14 protein-coding genes and 1 pseudogene are annotated in these 17,086 nt (G+C 44.3%); 3 read left to right on the top strand and 12 right to left on the bottom strand.

Translation table 11 applies throughout. The features are described from left to right. Nucleotides 1–35: 35 nt before the first annotated feature. From rpe to pilM, 9 genes and pseudogenes are all read right to left on the bottom strand, one after another. Complete coding sequence (gene rpe / locus P7F88_RS00600) at nt 36–710, bottom strand: ribulose-phosphate 3-epimerase (RefSeq protein WP_277821431.1); 675 nt, start codon at nt 708–710, stop codon at nt 36–38. A 79-nt stretch (nt 711–789) separates the two neighbouring features. After that, a complete protein-coding gene (locus P7F88_RS00595; protein ID WP_277821430.1) occupies nt 790–1,662 on the bottom strand; it encodes a Dam family site-specific DNA-(adenine-N6)-methyltransferase in 873 nt (290 codons plus the stop codon). 71 nt (nt 1,663–1,733) lie between these two features. Next, the gene (locus tag P7F88_RS00590; protein WP_277821429.1) at nt 1,734–3,221 is read right to left on the bottom strand and encodes an AAA family ATPase; all 1,488 of its coding nucleotides are present in this window, start codon (nt 3,219–3,221) and stop codon (nt 1,734–1,736) included. A 51-nt stretch (nt 3,222–3,272) separates the two neighbouring features. Then, a complete protein-coding gene (aroB, locus tag P7F88_RS00585; protein WP_277821428.1) occupies nt 3,273–4,358 on the bottom strand; it encodes a 3-dehydroquinate synthase in 1,086 nt (361 codons plus the stop codon). Between the two features lie 24 nt (nt 4,359–4,382). Then, the gene (gene aroK / locus P7F88_RS00580; protein ID WP_277821427.1) at nt 4,383–4,901 is read right to left on the bottom strand and encodes a shikimate kinase AroK; all 519 of its coding nucleotides are present in this window, start codon (nt 4,899–4,901) and stop codon (nt 4,383–4,385) included. A 278-nt stretch (nt 4,902–5,179) separates the two neighbouring features. Continuing rightward, nucleotides 5,180–6,400: pseudogene (locus P7F88_RS00575) on the bottom strand (type IV pilus secretin PilQ); the annotation flags it as partial. Nucleotides 6,401–6,491: 91 nt separating this feature from the next. After that, a complete protein-coding gene (locus P7F88_RS00570; RefSeq protein WP_277821425.1) occupies nt 6,492–7,505 on the bottom strand; it encodes a pilus assembly protein PilP in 1,014 nt (337 codons plus the stop codon). 5 nt (nt 7,506–7,510) lie between these two features. Then, a complete protein-coding gene (locus tag P7F88_RS00565; RefSeq protein ID WP_277821424.1) occupies nt 7,511–8,065 on the bottom strand; it encodes a PilN domain-containing protein in 555 nt (184 codons plus the stop codon). Continuing rightward, entirely contained in the window at nt 8,065–9,015 is a 951-nt protein-coding gene (pilM, locus tag P7F88_RS00560) for a pilus assembly protein PilM (protein ID WP_277821423.1), read from the bottom strand. The genes P7F88_RS00565 and pilM overlap by 1 nt, the downstream gene beginning before the upstream one ends. A gap of 113 nt (nt 9,016–9,128) precedes the next feature. On the opposite strand from pilM, the gene P7F88_RS00555 reads away from it, so the two are divergent. Continuing rightward, the gene (locus P7F88_RS00555) at nt 9,129–11,765 is read left to right on the top strand and encodes a penicillin-binding protein 1A (protein WP_277821422.1); all 2,637 of its coding nucleotides are present in this window, start codon (nt 9,129–9,131) and stop codon (nt 11,763–11,765) included. A gap of 78 nt (nt 11,766–11,843) precedes the next feature. Here the strand turns inward: P7F88_RS00555 and oxyR are convergent, their stop codons facing one another. Further along, on the bottom strand, nt 11,844–12,737 hold the full coding sequence (gene oxyR, locus P7F88_RS00550; RefSeq protein ID WP_277821421.1) for a DNA-binding transcriptional regulator OxyR: 894 nt from the start codon (nt 12,735–12,737) through the stop codon (nt 11,844–11,846). 158 nt (nt 12,738–12,895) lie between these two features. On the opposite strand from oxyR, the gene P7F88_RS00545 reads away from it, so the two are divergent. Continuing rightward, complete coding sequence (locus P7F88_RS00545) at nt 12,896–13,627, top strand: glutathione peroxidase (RefSeq protein WP_277821420.1); 732 nt, start codon at nt 12,896–12,898, stop codon at nt 13,625–13,627. A 102-nt stretch (nt 13,628–13,729) separates the two neighbouring features. Further along, nucleotides 13,730–15,088: an MATE family efflux transporter gene (locus P7F88_RS00540; RefSeq protein ID WP_277821419.1), complete on the top strand. Its 1,359-nt coding sequence runs from the start codon at nt 13,730–13,732 to the stop codon at nt 15,086–15,088. Between the two features lie 21 nt (nt 15,089–15,109). On the opposite strand, the gene cysE is transcribed toward P7F88_RS00540, so the two are convergent. Then, nucleotides 15,110–15,931, bottom strand: a complete 822-nt coding sequence (cysE, locus tag P7F88_RS00535) for a serine O-acetyltransferase (protein ID WP_277821418.1) — start codon at nt 15,929–15,931, stop codon at nt 15,110–15,112. A gap of 20 nt (nt 15,932–15,951) precedes the next feature. Then, complete coding sequence (gene gpsA, locus P7F88_RS00530) at nt 15,952–16,986, bottom strand: NAD(P)H-dependent glycerol-3-phosphate dehydrogenase (protein WP_277821417.1); 1,035 nt, start codon at nt 16,984–16,986, stop codon at nt 15,952–15,954. Between the last annotated feature and the right edge of the window lie 100 nt (nt 16,987–17,086).

Raw genomic sequence — 17,086 nt, 5'->3', positions numbered from 1 at the left:
CATTTAAGCCCCTGCCCCTCTTCATTAAAGCTTGATTAGCGCTGAACTTTTGCCAGTTCTTCACGCATCTGATCGATAACCGCTTTGTAGTCTGGCTTGTCAAAAATCGCAGAACCAGCAACAAACATATCCGCACCAGCTTCCGCTATTTCGCGAATATTTTCAACTTTTACGCCACCGTCGATTTCAAGACGGATATCGCGGCCAGAAGCATCAATGCGCTTACGAATATCACGCAGCTTATCAAGAGAAGAAGGGATAAACGATTGACCACCAAAACCAGGGTTAACTGACATAAGCAGAATCATGTCAATTTTATCCATTGTGTAATCAAGGTAATGAAGCGGTGTTGCCGGGTTAAATACTACACCCGCTTTACAACCACACTCTTTGATTAGCTGAAGACTACGGTCAAGGTGATCGGTCGCTTCTGCATGGATTGTGATCATAGATGCGCCCGCTTTTGCGAAGTCTGGAATAATACGGTCAACAGGCTTCACCATCAGGTGAACATCGATAGGGGCTGTGATGCCGTAGTCACGAAGCGCTTTACAGATTGGAGCGCCAAAAGAAAGATTAGGTACAAAGTGGTTATCCATTACATCGAAGTGGATAACATCAGCGCCAGCGTTTAGCACGTTCTCAACGTCTTCACCAAGACGAGCAAAATCAGCAGACAGAATTGACGGCGCAATTAAAAAATCTTTCATACCAGACCTCAGGGTTATTGTAGTGTTCAGAATCTGGCCGCAATTCTACCTAAGGAGTGAAGATTTTCCTAATGGGAAATCAGACCAGGCTCTTTTTGATGCGTTCCTGAGATTTGGTACTAACTTTTGCTTCAACCTTTGACTCAAACAGGGCAAACAGCTCGTTGACTTTATTGCGCCCGGCACCATTTCGACTGATAGTTCGTTTAACCTGAACCGTATCCAGCTTGGCCCCTTTATACAATCGTTGAGTAAGGCTGGTATCGTGGTTTGAGATAAGAACCGGGATACCACGTTTTTTGGCCGTACGTTCGGCAATATTTGCCAGCTCAGCCTGATCATCAAGCGTAAAACCGTTCCCTGCATAGGAAGTAAAGTTTGCGGTATTAGAAAGCGGCGCATACGGTGGATCGCAGTAAATAACACTGCCCTTTTTTGCCTTCTTAAAGGTGTCTACATAGCTTTCACAAACAAACGTCGCTTTCTGAGCCTTTTCAGAGAAATGAATCATCTCTGCTTCAGGAAAGTAGGGCTTTTTATAAGAACCAAAAGGAACATTGAAACCACCTTTTTTGTTATAGCGACATAAGCCGTTAAAGCCAAAGCGGTTCATATAAAGAAATGCTACAGAACGGAACCAGATATCGTCGGTCTCGTTAAACTGCTTTCTGATATCGAGGTAAAATTCTTTGCGGTTACACTCAGGCTTAAACAACCTTCTGGTTTCTGCAATGTATTTCTCAGGTTCTTTCTTAAGAAGGTTGTATATATTAATCAGATCCTGATTAATATCGGCAAGCAAGTACTCTTCGTAGTCGGTATTAAGAAACACAGAACCGGCACCAACAAATGGCTCCACCAGTTTCTTTGCTTCAGGTAGATGACGCTGTATATCTTCAACAAGACCATACTTACCACCAGCCCATTTAAGAAAGGCACGTTGCTTTTTCATCTACCGCTCTTTAACTACCAACTTCAATTCGAGGGAGCGGACTGTACCACATTTTCAAGGCTGACTCAGCGTTAATTTGCACGCTCAATCTCCCTATGTACCTGAAGCATAGATTTTGCCCAAGGTTGTAGGATCTGTACTGATTGTGGAAGCTCATCTCTGGCATTTCTAGCCTGCTGAATAGTAGGAAAATCTTTGTATGTGATGATATACCAGCTTTCACCAGACCGAATTGTTGGATAGATGCGAACTTTATTTTCCATCTCGTGTACCAGCAAGAAGTCCTGCACTTCTTCCAGTGAACGCATAGCAGCTAACTGAAGAGTATAGTTTCTGTCTGACACACCCAGAAGCTCGTCTTTAGAAAATGAGAACGTAATCAGTGGTGGAGCTGGCTCAGAAGTATTGTCTGAAATGGTTGCCTGCTCTCTGGCATCATCAACCGCATCTTCGATAACCGTTGACTCTAATACAGGTTCCCCCTGAAGCAGGGCATCAACTACATTTGAAGGTACAACTACGCGTTGACCATCATCGTTATTACCTACGCTAACGACACTTTCTGTTACTGATGGCGGCAGGTCTTCAGCATCATCCGTTGCACCAGCCGGATTATTGCTACTCTCTGTAGTGTTAACTGCAGAGTTAAGGTTACTTTTACCGTCTGGTGAAAGAACCATCTGATCAGAGCCATCTTCTGTATTATTCTCTGCCGTAGTAAGTTGTTCGGTAGTCTGTTCCTGGGTATCTGCCTCAGACTTATCCATAGGTCCTGGTTGGGCGAATAGCCACAAGTAACCACCAGCAATCAGAGCCAGTAATATCAGGACCAACAGCAAGATTTTAAAAGGTGACCCAATAATTGAACGGATGATAATCTTCTTCTCCATTTTACGTTCCCCTAACGCCATAAGAGCACCTGGCAAGGCTAATGTTTTGGTCGCTTGTTTACGAACTTTTTTCTTCTCTGCTTCACCATGCACAAACTTGAGTACCATTACTTCAAGAAAAGTTTGCGCTTCATTGGGCCTTAGCTGTTCGATCTCCAATGAAATAGGTTTGTGTTCCTGACCATAGCTTATCCGGCTTATTACCGGCTCTAAAGTGGAACCATTGGAAAACAAGACGACGTTTACATTCCAATTAGGATTTGTCTGCGCTTCAAGTACAAGTGTCCAAAGTTCAGCAAGTAGAGTGTCAGTTAGCAGGTGTGCGTCATCAACAACAATGACCAGATCACAGCTTTCATCACCTATAAGGCGTGCAAAGCTATCGATAAACTGGTCATGTTCATTAAACATAGGGTTGGCAACCACCTGATTGAGAAGTATGGCCTTCTTCTGCTCATCAGTTTGGTTGGGGTGACACATTAACAGTGACTGGTTTTTGTCCTGAGCGTAGGCTTCAAGGTATCTTTGGGCGATCCAGGTTTTTCCTGCTCCGGGTTGTCCCGCAATAGAGATAAGATTGGATCCAAAGCGAGTAAGAAGTCTGACCCGCTCAAGTAACTCTATCTGAGAATCTAAATCAAGGACGCGCAATTCATGAGCTAAACTCATCGAAACCTACCAGACTGTTATCTGCGAAATACTGTTATCTGCAAAATATGGTTATTTACGGTAAAAGTCGATCGCTTGTTGAATCAGTTCCGTTGAAACGTCTGCAAACACACCAGCTCGACCAATACCCGTTGGAAGCACCAGGCGAAGTTGTCCCGACAGCACTTTTTTATCCCGCATCATATGCTTCATGAAATCATCAAAAGACATAGATTCAGGGGTATGTATCGGAAGCTTAGAACGTTCAAGTATGGCTTGAATACGTTCAACCTGTTCTTCAGTAATGAGTCCCTGAAGTTGGGCAGTTTTTGCTGCCATTACCGTTCCTGCTGAAACTGCTTCACCATGCAACCATTTACCATACCCCAGTTCAGCTTCGATAGCATGACCAAAAGTATGACCCAGGTTCAATAACGCCCTAATTCCAGACTCTTTTTCATCTAGATTAACGACTTCTGCTTTGATTTCACAGCATCGGGCAATTGCGTAGATCAGCGCCGACTCATCTAAAGCGTATAGCTTGTCCAGATTGTCTTCTAGCCAAACAAAGAAAGCTTCATCATAAATGATGCCGTACTTGATAACTTCTGCGATACCCGCAGCGAACTCTCTTTCAGGTAACGTCTTCAGGCAGTCGATATCTATAGTGACTGATTTAGGCTGGTAAAACGCACCAATCATGTTTTTACCAAGAGGGTGGTTAACCGCGGTTTTACCACCAACAGAGGAATCCACTTGAGAAAGCAACGTTGTCGGAACCTGAATGAAATCGACACCTCGCTGGTAACATGCAGCAGCAAAGCCAACAATATCACCAATAACTCCTCCACCCAGCGCAACTAATACCACATCGCGTGCATAGTTACCTTCGAGCAGGAAGCTCATAATGTCATCAAAAACCTTTAAGCTCTTGTGTTGTTCGCCATCAGGCAATTCAAGCAGAGTAGCTTCACAGCCTAAAGAGGTAATTTGAGAAATGACTTTCTCGGCGTACAGCGGCGCAACAGTCACATTACTAATGACTACCGCTTTTTTCTTAAGACCTAGAGAAGAAAAGTGCGCCGAGTTATCGAATAACCCGGCGCCTATAGAGATAGGGTAGCTACGCTCACCAAGATCAACGTTTATCCGTTCCATGGGTGGCTCTCCAAATAATTGAACTTAACGTTCTTCTATCATTTTTATGATCTGGTTGGCTACTACTTTTGCACTTTGATCGTCTGTACGCACTGTGTAATCAGCAACTTCTTCGTACAGCGAGTTTCTTTCACCAGCTAACCCTTCAAGAACTTCACGAGGGTTATCAGTCTGAAGTAGTGGGCGCTTCTTGTCGCGGTTGGTACGCGCAAGTTGCTTTTCAATCGTGGTTTCAAGGTAAACAACAATACCCCTTGCAGAAAGGCGATTGCGGCTATCTTTACTCTTAACCGAGCCACCACCAGTAGCTAATACAATGCCTTGCTTTTCAGTCAGGTCATTGATTACTGTTTCTTCGCGCTTACGGAAACCTTCTTCACCTTCAACATCAAATACCCATGCGATATCTGCGCCAGTGCGCTCTTCGATTACAGTATCAGAATCCAGGAACTCCATATGAAGTTGTTGGGCAAGGTGTCTACCGATTGTGCTTTTGCCAGCCCCCATTGGGCCAACTAAAAATATGTTACGTTTCTCAGCCATGTTCAGCATTAATTTACAGCGTTAATTCAATGAAATTGCTACAAATCAGATCGATTTTTATACTTCACTGATCGGCTTGCAGCACCGATTCCTCACAATTATTTCGTGATAAGACCCGAAATTATCTAGATCTGATGGCTGTAATGCAACTATATTTTGTCTGGTGATACTAATTCACCTCAACATAATTGAGCTACTAGCCACTATACCGCAGACAATTCATGGAAATTACATTGATAATTAGTAGGTTATAGGCTCAAGGCAAAGACCGAACTTTTTTACATAACTTGTTCGGAAATAACCTTAGGAGTAACAAAGATCATCAACTCTTTTTTGCGCCTGACTTCATAGCTTCGACGAAATAAATTTCCTAATAATGGTAAATCTCCCAGCAAAGGGACCTTATCTACAGATGTGCGCAGGTCGTACTGATAAATACCTCCCAAAACGATGGTTTCGCCGTTATTAACCAGTACCTGAGTGCCAATTCTTTGAGTATCGATAGATACCGACTCTCCAAAACCAGTCCGCACGGTTTCACCTGGGCTATTTTGTGTCACCTTCAGATCAAGAACAATTTGGTGGTTGGGCGTAATTTGTGGAGTGACTTCTAAACTTAATACCGCTTTTTTAAATGAGACCGATGTGGCACCGCTAGACGCCGCTTCCAGGTAAGGGATTTCTGTACCCTGCTCTATATAAGCCGTTTTCTTGTTGGCAGTAATCAGCCTGGGACTGGATATTATTTCGGCTCTGGACTCCGACTGCAGTGCAGATAGTTCAAGATCCAAAAGCATGCCTTCTAGCGTACCTATTGAGAAAGCAATGCCTGAGGCATTGGGGCTTGACGCTCCCAGATTGACGTTGAGCATATCATCCAGTGACAATTCATCGCCCTGTAAGTGAATCCCTTCTAAAGAGCCACCAAAGGCGGTATCTCCGTGGCTTCCAGATACGCCCCACCTAACACCGAGCTCTTCTAAATCGCCTTCGCTGATGGTAACGAGTCGTGCTTCGATCTGAACCTGATCAATTGGGATATCTAACTGCGCAATCATCTTACTAACCTCTTCCAGATTGCTTTGCATATCTCTGACAATGATTGAATTGGTTCGGCTATCGACAAAAAGAGCACCTCTGGACGACATTACGTTACTGCCTGATGATAAGGTTTCAGCCAGTTCAACAGCATTTGCAAAATGAACTCTTATCACCCGTGAATGCAAGAGCTCAAACTGCTGCGTTAACTTGGTTTGCTCCGCTTCGTATTGTGTCCTTTTTCCAAAATCCTCTTTAGGAGCAATGAGTATAATGTTGCCCGTAATATGTTTGTCCAAACCTTTAGCATGCAGAATGACTTCAAGAGCCTGTTCCCATGGAACATTTTCAAAATTTAAAGAGATATTTCCTTCAACCGAATCGGAAACCACCAGATCCAGCCCTTTAAAATCGGCGACGGCCTGGAGCAGGTTTCTTACTGGCATATCTTGAGCATTAAGGGAAATCCGGTTTTCTTCTGACCGATTAACGGAACCTTCATTCTCCGCCCCACTAACAGCAAATGAGAGCAAGAGTAAAGTAATCACAAAACTATGGTCTAACTTCAATATTAATACTCCTTTTTGGCCAGTAGACCGGCTTATGAGATTCACATCCACCAGCTGTTTCATAAATCAGTAGATCATGCTGATTGATACTTAACACATATCCACCTTCATCTCCGAGGGAGTCTCCTTCCTTTACAGAAACAACTTTTCCATCAGGAGTCTGGATTAATGCTGCTTTTTTATTATCTGCGCGAAGGAAGCCTTTCAGCGATAACTCGCCTAGCTTGAATTTCTCAATCTCAGTTAGATCTCCAGGCACGCTGCTTTTTGTACATTTTTGTTGAGCAATTCCTGAGTTTGACTCCAGGGCTGCAAACTCAAAAATATCTCTTGGGGATACAGGGTTAAAAGATGTGTTATATCGCGACAATCCTTGCTCAGGTTCTGGCGTTTGGTTTAAACCAGATATAGCTTCTAACGCCATCCTCTGCCAGTTATCATCCAGAGAATAGGTCACTGCACTTATTCTGACGCTAATCTCTGAGCTGTCCGCACTATCCTTAAGAAACTCAATACGCTCGAAGCCAATGTAGGGTTTCACATAGGCGATAAAGCCAAAAAATCGCCCAAGATCCTCAAACCTCCCTGAAATCTGGATATCGAAAAGATGTTGAACGTAAACATTGTTCCCTAACGGTTGTTTTTTATCTATTTGATGCACTGTAAGACGATTAGCAGAAGCAAATCGGTTAACAACGGAAAGAATATCTACTTGTGATTTCCCGCCAGAGGAAGAGTGGCTCATGTTAACCAAACGTCGGTGTTTATCTCTCAACGTCTCTTCCAAGTCCATTTTCTGAGAAGCACTTCCAGATTTCATGACTAGGATATTCTGCTTCTGAGCTATCAGTTTTAAACGCTCACTCCTTTGTTCCTGCTTTGGCAATATTACTAACCAGTAAAGCAGCAACTGAATAATCAAAAACAGTAGCATCAGCCCCAACATTTGAAACTTTCGCGGCCACTCCGCAATATCATTCAAATCTAATTCAGGCATTCCTCTCAATGGCTCGCCTCCTCGTTAAGAGGGAACTTCAATAAAAATTCGTGAAAGCCTTGATGCTCTCCCTCTTTTATTTTTGAGACCGCATGTACATTTATATCTGTGACTTTCGATTCGGACTCCAGCCGCTGCGACAGCATGGTTATCGACTCAGTCTGTTGGGCAACACCTGAAATCTCTATAGTGCCTTCTGCAATCAACACCCTAGTGAAAAGCAGAGTTTTTGGTACATGCTCAACAAAGAGATGTAATTGGCTAACTGGCATACTCTGGTTTTGACTCATCCTATCGAGCAGAATAATCCTTTTATCCAGTTCTGAAATAGTATCGGTCAGTAACTCTAGCTGCTTTTCATTCTGAAGCATTTTATTTAATGCAAGGGTAAGCTCTTGCTCAACTGTCGCTTCAGTCAGTATCTGCTTTTCGATAGTGCTTAAAATAAGAAGGTGAACAGCAACGGTAATGAGCAATACCAGTCCAAGCAGCAGCCAGAAAACACGCCGATACTGCGCTCGCTTTTTCTCTCGCCATGGAAGTAGATTGATATCTGGCATCAGGCTGACTCCACCCAGCAGAGCCCTTTGATGGCGATCCCCACCGCAAGGCTATATGCATATCCTGAATCATATTTACCCGTGACTGAATTACAGCCTGGTATAAACTCCAGTGGGTTAAGTAGCTGACATTGGAGTGATGTTATTCGCTCCAATGTCACTCGAAATGGTTCAAGAGACTCTGTATCTCCTGTAACCCATACACCTTCCACTGGCTCCGTTGCAGATGCGTAAATCTGGATTTGCAAAGCCACACTATCAGCCAACTCATCACAAGCCTTTTGCTGCATTTTGAAATCAGTAACCTTACAACCTAGCCCCTTTTGTATCGACTGACAAAATACCGAATCAGAAACAGCTCCCGAGCAGATAGTCGTTTGATTAGGGCCAATATAGAGCAATAACCAATTTGCCTGATTCAACCTTTTCGATATGACTTCCCATACTTTTAACAAGCCATGAGACTGGGTATCGACAAGTACTGGCGTTAATTTTGCGCGCTTGACCGCATTAACCCGCTCATCAACCACCTCTTTTTTAGCTGCATAGACCTGATATCCGACTTTATCCTCCTGTACCGATTGAGTTTTTTCGACAAAATCTATTCTCAGTTGTTGATGTGCAACTGGAGAAACACTAGAAAAAGCTTCGTAAATCGCAAACTCACGCTCAACTTCCTGTATGCCGCTGTCGATTTGGAGAGAACGGCAGACAACCGCTGAATCGGGAACCGAAATAGCGACTTTTCGGCTAAATAAGGGCAACTCCTTCTTTAGCTCGCCGAGTCCCTTTACCAGCAGATGATAATCCATAGAGTGATCGTCATTCACAGCACCGCTTGCAAAGCTCCTGGCTCTGGTAATTACATATCCACTGGCAGCGGACTTCACTGAAACCACTTTAATGCTTTGGGGACTAATATCGATACCAGTAACCTCTGACCGAAACATTTTCGCAGTCTCCTAACAATCTAATAAGAAATTGAACTTATTCTGTAAAGGCTTAAATATGTTAAGCTTGCACATTAGGTAACCTAACACCTCTATTAATCAGGGATTATCCGGTGAAGTTCATAAAGTACTTGTTTGTTTTTTCAGTGGTTTGCATTGTTCTTGGAGTGGGAACAATTGTTGGATTTTATTATTACGTCAAACCCGAGTTGCCAGATGTTGCAACATTAAAAGATGTCCAGCTTCAGACTCCTATGCAGGTATATAGTCGCGACGGTAAGCTTATATCGCAATTTGGTGAAAAGCGTCGCGTACCAGTGACCTATGACGAGATCCCGAAAGAACTAATAGAAGCCCTAATAGCAACGGAAGATAGCCGTTTCTACAGCCACCCTGGTATCGACCCAATCGGCATCGTCCGAGCTGCAGTTGTCGTTGCAGTTTCCGGTTCAGCAAAACAAGGGGCAAGTACCATTACACAGCAGTTGGCACGAAACTTCTTCTTGTCTAATGAGAAGAAAATTATGCGAAAAATCAAAGAGATTTTTATCGCTGTACACATAGAGCAACTGCTTTCTAAAGAAGAGATTCTAGAACTCTATATCAACAAGATTTTCCTTGGTTATCGCTCTTACGGTTTTGGTGCTGCCGCACAGGTATACTTTGGCAAAGAGCTAAACCAGCTAACTCTGAGTGAAGTGGCCACACTGGCAGGTATGCCAAAAGCACCTTCAACCATGAACCCGATTTACTCCATTGATAGAGCAACATCCCGACGCAACGTTGTTCTGGGCCGAATGTTGGCCGAGAAGTACATTACGCAGGAAGAGTTCGAACAAGCAAAATCGGAGCCTCTTGATGGCCGTTACCATGGTGCGGAGATCGAACTAAGAGCGCCGTACATTGCAGAAATTGCCCGCTCGTGGATGGTAGAACGCTACGGGGAAGATGCTTATACATCGGGTATGAAGATCTACACAACAGTGGATTCCAAGTTGCAAAATGCCGCGACAACTGCCGCAGTATCTAACCTTCTAAACTACGATGAGAGACACGGTTACCGGGGCGAAGAAAAAGAGCTATGGACGCCTGGTAAGCCAGCCCTGACTGTTGATGAAATGAAAAAGCACCTGAGAAAGCAACCGAGCTACGGTGAACTTTCTCCGGCTATCGTAACTTCTGTGCAAGATCAATCAGCAACCGTATACATTAAAAATCAGGGTGAGGCTCAGGTTGAATGGGACGGAATGAAGTGGGCTCGTAAGTTCATTACTGATGACAAACAAGGACCAGCTCCTAAAACAGCATCAGATATCATTGCAGAAGGCCAACAGATTTGGGTGCGTCCATTAACTAAAACACCTATTGAAGGTGCATTAGAAGATGAGCCTCAATTCACTTATACATGGAAGCTAAGTCAGGTTCCTAACGCAAATACTGCATTTGTTGCAATGAATCCTGAAGATGGCGCTGTATTGTCACTGGTTGGTGGCTTTAACTTTGTTCACAGCAAGTTTAACCGCGCAACTCAGTCTGTTCGGCAGGTGGGCTCAGGTATCAAACCATTTATCTATTCTGCTGCAGTTGATAGTGGTATGACTCTGGCATCTTTGGTTAACGATGCACCTATCAATCAATGGGATTCAAGCATGGGTACGGCGTGGAGACCAAAGAACTCTCCACCAACTTATATCGGCCCTACCCGCCTACGTATCGGACTAGCGACCTCGAAGAACGTAATGGCAGTAAGAGTGTTGCGTCAGGTTGGTCTAGACAATACTCGTGAATACCTAACCCGCTTTGGCTTTGATCTAAATGAGCTTCCACGCTCGGAAACCATTGCTTTAGGTGCTGGCAGCCTGACTCCAGTAAAACTGGCTCAGGGCTACTCAGTATTTGCTAACGGTGGTTTTTACGTTGAACCATACTATATCGATCATGTAGAGACACCATATGGCGATACTGAATTTAAGGCGAATCCAGCGATTATCTGCCGACAGAACTGTGATGATTCAATGAAATCGTATCTGACCAACAAGGTTCAGAAAGACACTGACGACAACATGGCGGAGTCTGTTGTTGAACAAAACCTCGAGGACACTATCGCAGCAAATGAAGACGATGTAATTGAAACTGCTGTGCAGAACGAAAATGCTATCCATTATGCGACTCAAGTCATCTCAGAACAGACAGCATTCCTTGTCCGAGAGATGATGTACAGCAACGTATGGGGTGGAGGTAACTGGCGTGAAGGTACTGGCTGGAATGGTACTGGCTGGCGTGCTCAGACTCTTAAACGCCGCGATATTGGTGGTAAAACAGGTACAACTAACGAATCTAAGGATGCATGGTACAACGGTTATGGGCCAGGCATTGTTGCTACTTCATGGGTAGGCTTCGATAGTCATGAACGTAAACTGGGACGAACCAGCAGAAATGCTAACCTGTCTAAAGATCAGCAAAATCCAGGTGGCGAAGCAGGTGCAAAAACCGCTCAACCTGCCTGGGTAGACTTTATGAGAGTCGCTTTGGACGGCGTACCAACCCAGAGAAAGTCAATTCCATCAGATATCGTAAGAGTTCGCATCGATAGAGATAGTGGCCTTCTAACCAAGCAATCAGGCTCAAACGCTATGTTTGAATACTTTGTATCAGGCACGGAACCGACTACATACGCTGAGGATAATGCAGCTGATGAGCTGGATCTATTCTCTGGTGGTGGCAGCGGAGAGAGTGAATCTCTGTTTTGATACCAGAATCAATGTTCCTTTAATAGTAAGCCCCTCTACTTGAGGGGCTTACTGTTTCAGGCGTTTAATTGGCTACAATTAAGCATCATCCACTATGTAACCTGAAATGGTTTTAGCCAGGTCTTCAAAGCGCTTTCTTAATGGAGACCCCGGACGATACGCCAGTACAATTTTCCTTGAAGGTACCGGATCCTGAGCCTGAATATAACAAACCCCATCTTTGTTTTTCTCTTTAGGGACAGAAAGTTGTGGCAATAGCGTAATCCCACTTCCAGCAGCAACCATATTTCGAAGCGTCTCAAGACTGGTTGCTTTAAAACGCTCGTCATCTTTAGCGCCTGCAGCAAAACAGAAGCCCAGCGCCTGATCTCTCAAACAATGCCCATCTCCCAGTGAGAGCACCGTCTTACCATTTAGCTCACTCATTTGCAGTGTATCTTTGTCTGCCCATAAATGATCACATGGAACTGCGAGACACAGTGGCTCATCGTACAAATCGAGCTCGATAAACGGCTCTGTTTCAGCCACTGAAGCCAGTACAATGCAATCCAGTTTCCCCTCTTCAAGCTGCCTTACCAGTTTATGAGTTTGATCTTCATGAAGGAACAGCTCTAAATCCGGGAAGTCGTCTTTTAGGCTCGGAACAATTTTGGGTAAAAGATAAGGGCCAACAGTAGGAATAAAACCAATATGCAGCGGACCGCTCATCTCTTTTCCCTGCAAACTCGCCATGTCAACGAATGTCTTTACTTCACTAAGGATTCGCTTGGCCTGCTCAACCAACAGCAATCCTGACTCTGTAAACAAAACGCGCCTGCTGCTTCGCTCTAAAAGTGCGGTGCCCAACTCATCTTCTAACTTACGAATCTGACCACTCAGTGTAGGCTGACTGACAAAGCAAGCTTCTGCTGCTTTTCTAAAATGCTTATGTTCAGCCAAAGCAACCAGATACTCGAAATCCCGAATGTTCATACACGCCTCTTAAATAGAAAATAGCTATCATTACTATAGTATTAAATGATTGGAGCTATCAATGTAATTTTTCAATAATGATCTCAACAAAAAGGAGTTAACTCCTCTACACTGATTTCAGTAGCCAGTTGGCTCATACAAAAATAAAGGAAATTTATATGTTTACATCTAAAGAAGGTCAAGCAGTACCACAAGTAACCTTCCCAACTCGTCAGGGTGACTCATGGGTTAACGTAACTACTGATGAACTATTTAAAGGTAAAACTGTAATTGTATTCAGCTTACCGGGTGCATTTACACCAACTTGTTCATCTAGTCACTTGCCACGTTACAACGAACTATTCCCTGTGTTTAAAGAACATGGCGTAGATGAAATTCTATGTGTATCTGTCAACGATACTTTTGTAATGAATGCATGGAAAGACGACCAGGAAGCAGAGAACATTAGCTTTATCCCTGATGGTAATGGTGAGTTTACTGACGGCATGGGTATGTTAGTCGACAAAGCAGAGCTTGGCTTTGGAAAGCGTTCATGGCGCTACAGCATGCTGGTCAAAGATGGTGTGGTAAACAAGATGTTTATCGAGCCAAATGAACCTGGTGACCCATTTAAGGTTTCTGATGCAGACACTATGCTTGGCTATGTAGCACCAGATTACCGAGTCCAGGAATCAATAACCGTTTTCTCTAAGCCTGGCTGCCCATTCTGTGCAAAAGCAAAACAAGCACTAATTGATGCAAACCTGTCTTACGAAGAAGTCATACTAGGTAAAGACGCAACAACAGTATCACTACGCGCTGTAACAGGCCGCTCTACTGTTCCACAGATATTTATCGGTGGTAAACACATCGGTGGTAGCGAAGAGCTAGATGTATATTTAGCTAAGTAGCAGCATCCCTCCCCCTTCACTCTGAAGGGGGATTTTTTTATCTACTCGTCCGACCCAAAAAGCGTTATCCTTGAACCCTTGTCCTTAAAATAACGTACATGAATGCAAGATAAGCACGGCCTTCTTTCCAATCCTATTCCCCAGGTGTTACGCCAGATGACCATACCTATGGTCTTCGGCATGGTGGCTATTTTGCTCTTTAACGTTGTTGATACCTTCTTTATTTCATTACTTGGTACAGAAGCACTGGCGGCAATTAGTTTTACTTTTCCGGTAACCTTCGGAGTCAACTGTATCACTATGGGGATTGGTGTTGGGCTATCCACCAGCATAGGTAGATTACTTGGCCAGCAAGAGGTAAAACACGCAGCAGCACTAGCTACTCATGGGCTTCTTCTGGCTGTATTACTCGTTATCCTAGCCTCGTTACTGGGGCTGACCTCCATCGAACCTCTATTTCTAGCTCTAGGTGCAGAACCAGAGTTAATCCCACTGATCAGTGACTACATGGTGATCTGGTATCTCACTATTCCATTGCTAGTTATTCCAATGGCAGGCAATGCCGCAATACGAGCAACAGGTGATACAAAGACCCCGGCAAAAATAATGATGTTCGCTGGGGTGATTAACGGGATACTCGATCCGCTGCTCATCTTTGGCTACGGGCCATTTCCTGAGTTAGGAATTAAAGGAGCTGCAATGGCCAGTGCGGTAAGCTGGCTGGCTGCATTATGCTGGTCGCTAAACTTACTGGCAAAACGAGAAAAACTTCTCTCTTTGCCAAATATGAAGACCATAATTCCAGATTGGGGGAAAGTACTTAAAATTGGCACTCCTGCGGGCCTTTCCAGCGCAATGACTCCGCTATCCGGAGCTATTCTTATGAAGCTTTTGGCCACCCATGGCACAGAAGCTGTTGCAGCGTATGGAGCAGCTCAAAGAATAGAGTCATTACTGATACTGGTTGTAATGTCGTTGGCTTCGATTTTGACTCCATTTATGGCGCAAAACCTTGGTGCTGATAACCCAAAACGCAGCTTTCAGGCACTCTTCCTGAGTATGCGTTTTTCGATCTTATTCCAGATGCTGATCTTTATTATGATGGTCCCGCTCAGCATCCCGTTAGCCGCTCTTTTTGGTAAAGAGCAGGCAGTAAATGATCTGATTTGGTTATATCTGGTGATTGTTCCGGTAAGCTACGGTTTTCAGGGAGTTATCATGCTGCTAATCAGTTGCCTCAACGCCATGCACAAACCGCTAAATGCATTTTACTGGAGCTTACTTCGCCTGTTTGTATTCACCATACCGTTTGCCTGGCTTGGAAGCATGATGAACGATATTCAGGGGCTATTTATTGGTATTGCTGCGGGGAACATTCTTGGCGGTATTCTGGGATACTTGCACGCTTTAAAGCTGAGAAAGGAAGCTGTTCCGGAGTTCGCGACTCCGGAACCAAAATAGTTATTCAGCTATCAACAAGATCTAGATACCACCACCATCAATAAGCTTTTCAGTCTTACCGTTAAACGCCTGATCCATATCTTCCGAAGGCTTAGCTGATGTTGGTCTGCCAACAATTTTAGCAGGAACACCTGCAACTGTTGTATGTTCAGGAACAGGCTGAAGAACCACAGAACCGGAACCAATCTTAGCGCCGACACCAACTTCAATGTTACCCAGAATCTTAGAGCCCGCGCCAATCATTACGCCCTCGCGAATCTTCGGATGTCGATCGCCGCACTCTTTACCTGTACCACCCAGAGTTACGTTCTGAAGAATCGATACGTCATTTTCAACAACGGCTGTTTCACCGATAACAATACCCGTTGCGTGGTCAAGCATGATGCCTTTGCCAATTCTTGCTGCCGGGTGAACATCCACCTGGCACGCTACGGATATCTGATTCTGTAAGTAGGTCGCCAATGCAACACGCCCTTGTTTCCAAAGGTAGTTAGCAACTCGGTATCCCTGAAGGGCATGGAAACCCTTCAGATAAAGCAGAGGTATAGAGTAAAGTTGGACAGCCGGGTCACGACTTACCGTTGCACAAATATCACACGCTGCAGAGTTGGTAATAGAAGGATCTTTTTCAAAAGCTTCTTCTACTACTTCTCTCACCGCCATTGCTGGCATTGAAGATGTTTTTAGCTTATTGGCAAGAATATAGCTGAGTGCTGCGCCTAAACTATCGTGTTTTATAATAGTGGCGTGGTAGAAACTGGCAAGCATGGGTTCTTGCTCAGCTTGTTCCTTCGCTTCTTTGACTATCCTTTGCCATACCGTGCAAGGTGTGCATTCGCTCATTGTCGTAACCTTTTGTCTTTTTATGCTTCCGCTTTTTTATCGCGAGCCAGCAGATCTTGTGCTGCCAGTCGTGCGTTTTTGTCTTGATACAATACCTGATAAATTTGGTCAACAATTGGCATTTCAACCCCCATGCGGTTTGCCAGTAGCCATACCTCTTTAGTGTTTCGATACCCTTCTACCACCTGACCAATCTCATCCTGTGCAAGTTGTACATCTTTACCCTGCCCCAAAGCAAGGCCAAAGCGGCGGTTACGAGACTGATTATCGGTACAGGTTAGAACTAAATCGCCCAGACCCGCCATTCCCATAAAGGTCTCCTGTTGTGCACCAAGCGCAACACCCAGGCGGGTCATTTCTGCCAAGCCACGAGTAATCAATGCAGTACGGGCATTGGCACCAAAGCCGATACCGTCAGACATCCCCGCGCCAATCGCGATAACGTTCTTCACCGCACCACCGAGCTGCATACCGATAAAATCGTTATTGGCGTACACACGGAACGTTTTGCTGCAGTGAATTTTTTCCTGCAGATCCTGCACAAATTCATCGTTTGGAGAGGCTACAGAGATAGCAGTTGGCATCCCCATTGCCAGCTCTTTAGCGAATGTTGGCCCAGAAAGAACCGCAAGTGGGTAGCTGTCACCAATAGTGTCGTAAGCCACTTCTTGTAACAGTCGACCGGTTTCCGGCTCCAAACCTTTCGTTGCCCAACAAATTCTTGAGTCATCTCTCAAGTGTGGTTTCAGACTATTAAGGACGATACCAAACACGTGGCTCGGCACAACCACAAGAATATCCTTACAAGCTTTTACTGCTTTCTCTAAATCAGTCTCTACAATTAAGGTGTCCGGAAAATCTACGCCAGGCAGAAACTCTTCATTGCAACGAGCAGCTTCCAGCCTTTCCATATGATCTTTTTCATGACCCCAGATAACCACGTTGGAACCATTACGAGCCAGAGAAATGGCTAATGATGTACCGTAAGAACCGGCACCAATTACTGTCATTTCAATCTCTTTGCCGTAAACGTCTTTACCTATCGAACTTGTCATATTGCTTCCTGATTAAGAGAAATAAAAAATGCACATCGCATCAATGATTTTAGATGCTTTGTGCATTTATTGTAGTCTGAGCTAGATGCTCAGATTAATA

Origin of the sequence: Vibrio hannami (assembly GCF_029589055.1) — a bacterium.
In the GTDB taxonomy this organism is placed as follows: domain Bacteria; phylum Pseudomonadota; class Gammaproteobacteria; order Enterobacterales; family Vibrionaceae; genus Vibrio; species Vibrio hannami.
This window is presented reverse-complemented; position numbering and strand designations above follow the sequence as displayed.

Excerpts from the sequence above, each read along its gene's own strand:
- aroB (WP_277821428.1), bottom strand. The coding sequence starts at position 4,358 with ATGGAACGGATAAACGTTGATCTTGGTGAGCGTAGCTACCCTATCTCT.
- P7F88_RS00540 (WP_277821419.1), top strand. The coding sequence starts at position 13,730 with ATGCAAGATAAGCACGGCCTTCTTTCCAATCCTATTCCCCAGGTGTTA.
- P7F88_RS00565 (WP_277821424.1), bottom strand. The coding sequence starts at position 8,065 with ATGCCAGATATCAATCTACTTCCATGGCGAGAGAAAAAGCGAGCGCAG.
- rpe (WP_277821431.1), bottom strand. The coding sequence starts at position 710 with ATGAAAGATTTTTTAATTGCGCCGTCAATTCTGTCTGCTGATTTTGCT.
- pilM (WP_277821423.1), bottom strand. The coding sequence starts at position 9,015 with ATGTTTCGGTCAGAGGTTACTGGTATCGATATTAGTCCCCAAAGCATT.
- oxyR (WP_277821421.1), bottom strand. The coding sequence starts at position 12,737 with ATGAACATTCGGGATTTCGAGTATCTGGTTGCTTTGGCTGAACATAAG.
- P7F88_RS00545 (WP_277821420.1), top strand. The coding sequence starts at position 12,896 with ATGTTTACATCTAAAGAAGGTCAAGCAGTACCACAAGTAACCTTCCCA.
- P7F88_RS00595 (WP_277821430.1), bottom strand. The coding sequence starts at position 1,662 with ATGAAAAAGCAACGTGCCTTTCTTAAATGGGCTGGTGGTAAGTATGGT.
- cysE (WP_277821418.1), bottom strand. The coding sequence starts at position 15,931 with ATGAGCGAATGCACACCTTGCACGGTATGGCAAAGGATAGTCAAAGAA.
- P7F88_RS00570 (WP_277821425.1), bottom strand. The coding sequence starts at position 7,505 with ATGCCTGAATTAGATTTGAATGATATTGCGGAGTGGCCGCGAAAGTTT.
- P7F88_RS00590 (WP_277821429.1), bottom strand. The coding sequence starts at position 3,221 with ATGAGTTTAGCTCATGAATTGCGCGTCCTTGATTTAGATTCTCAGATA.
- gpsA (WP_277821417.1), bottom strand. The coding sequence starts at position 16,986 with ATGACAAGTTCGATAGGTAAAGACGTTTACGGCAAAGAGATTGAAATG.
- aroK (WP_277821427.1), bottom strand. The coding sequence starts at position 4,901 with ATGGCTGAGAAACGTAACATATTTTTAGTTGGCCCAATGGGGGCTGGC.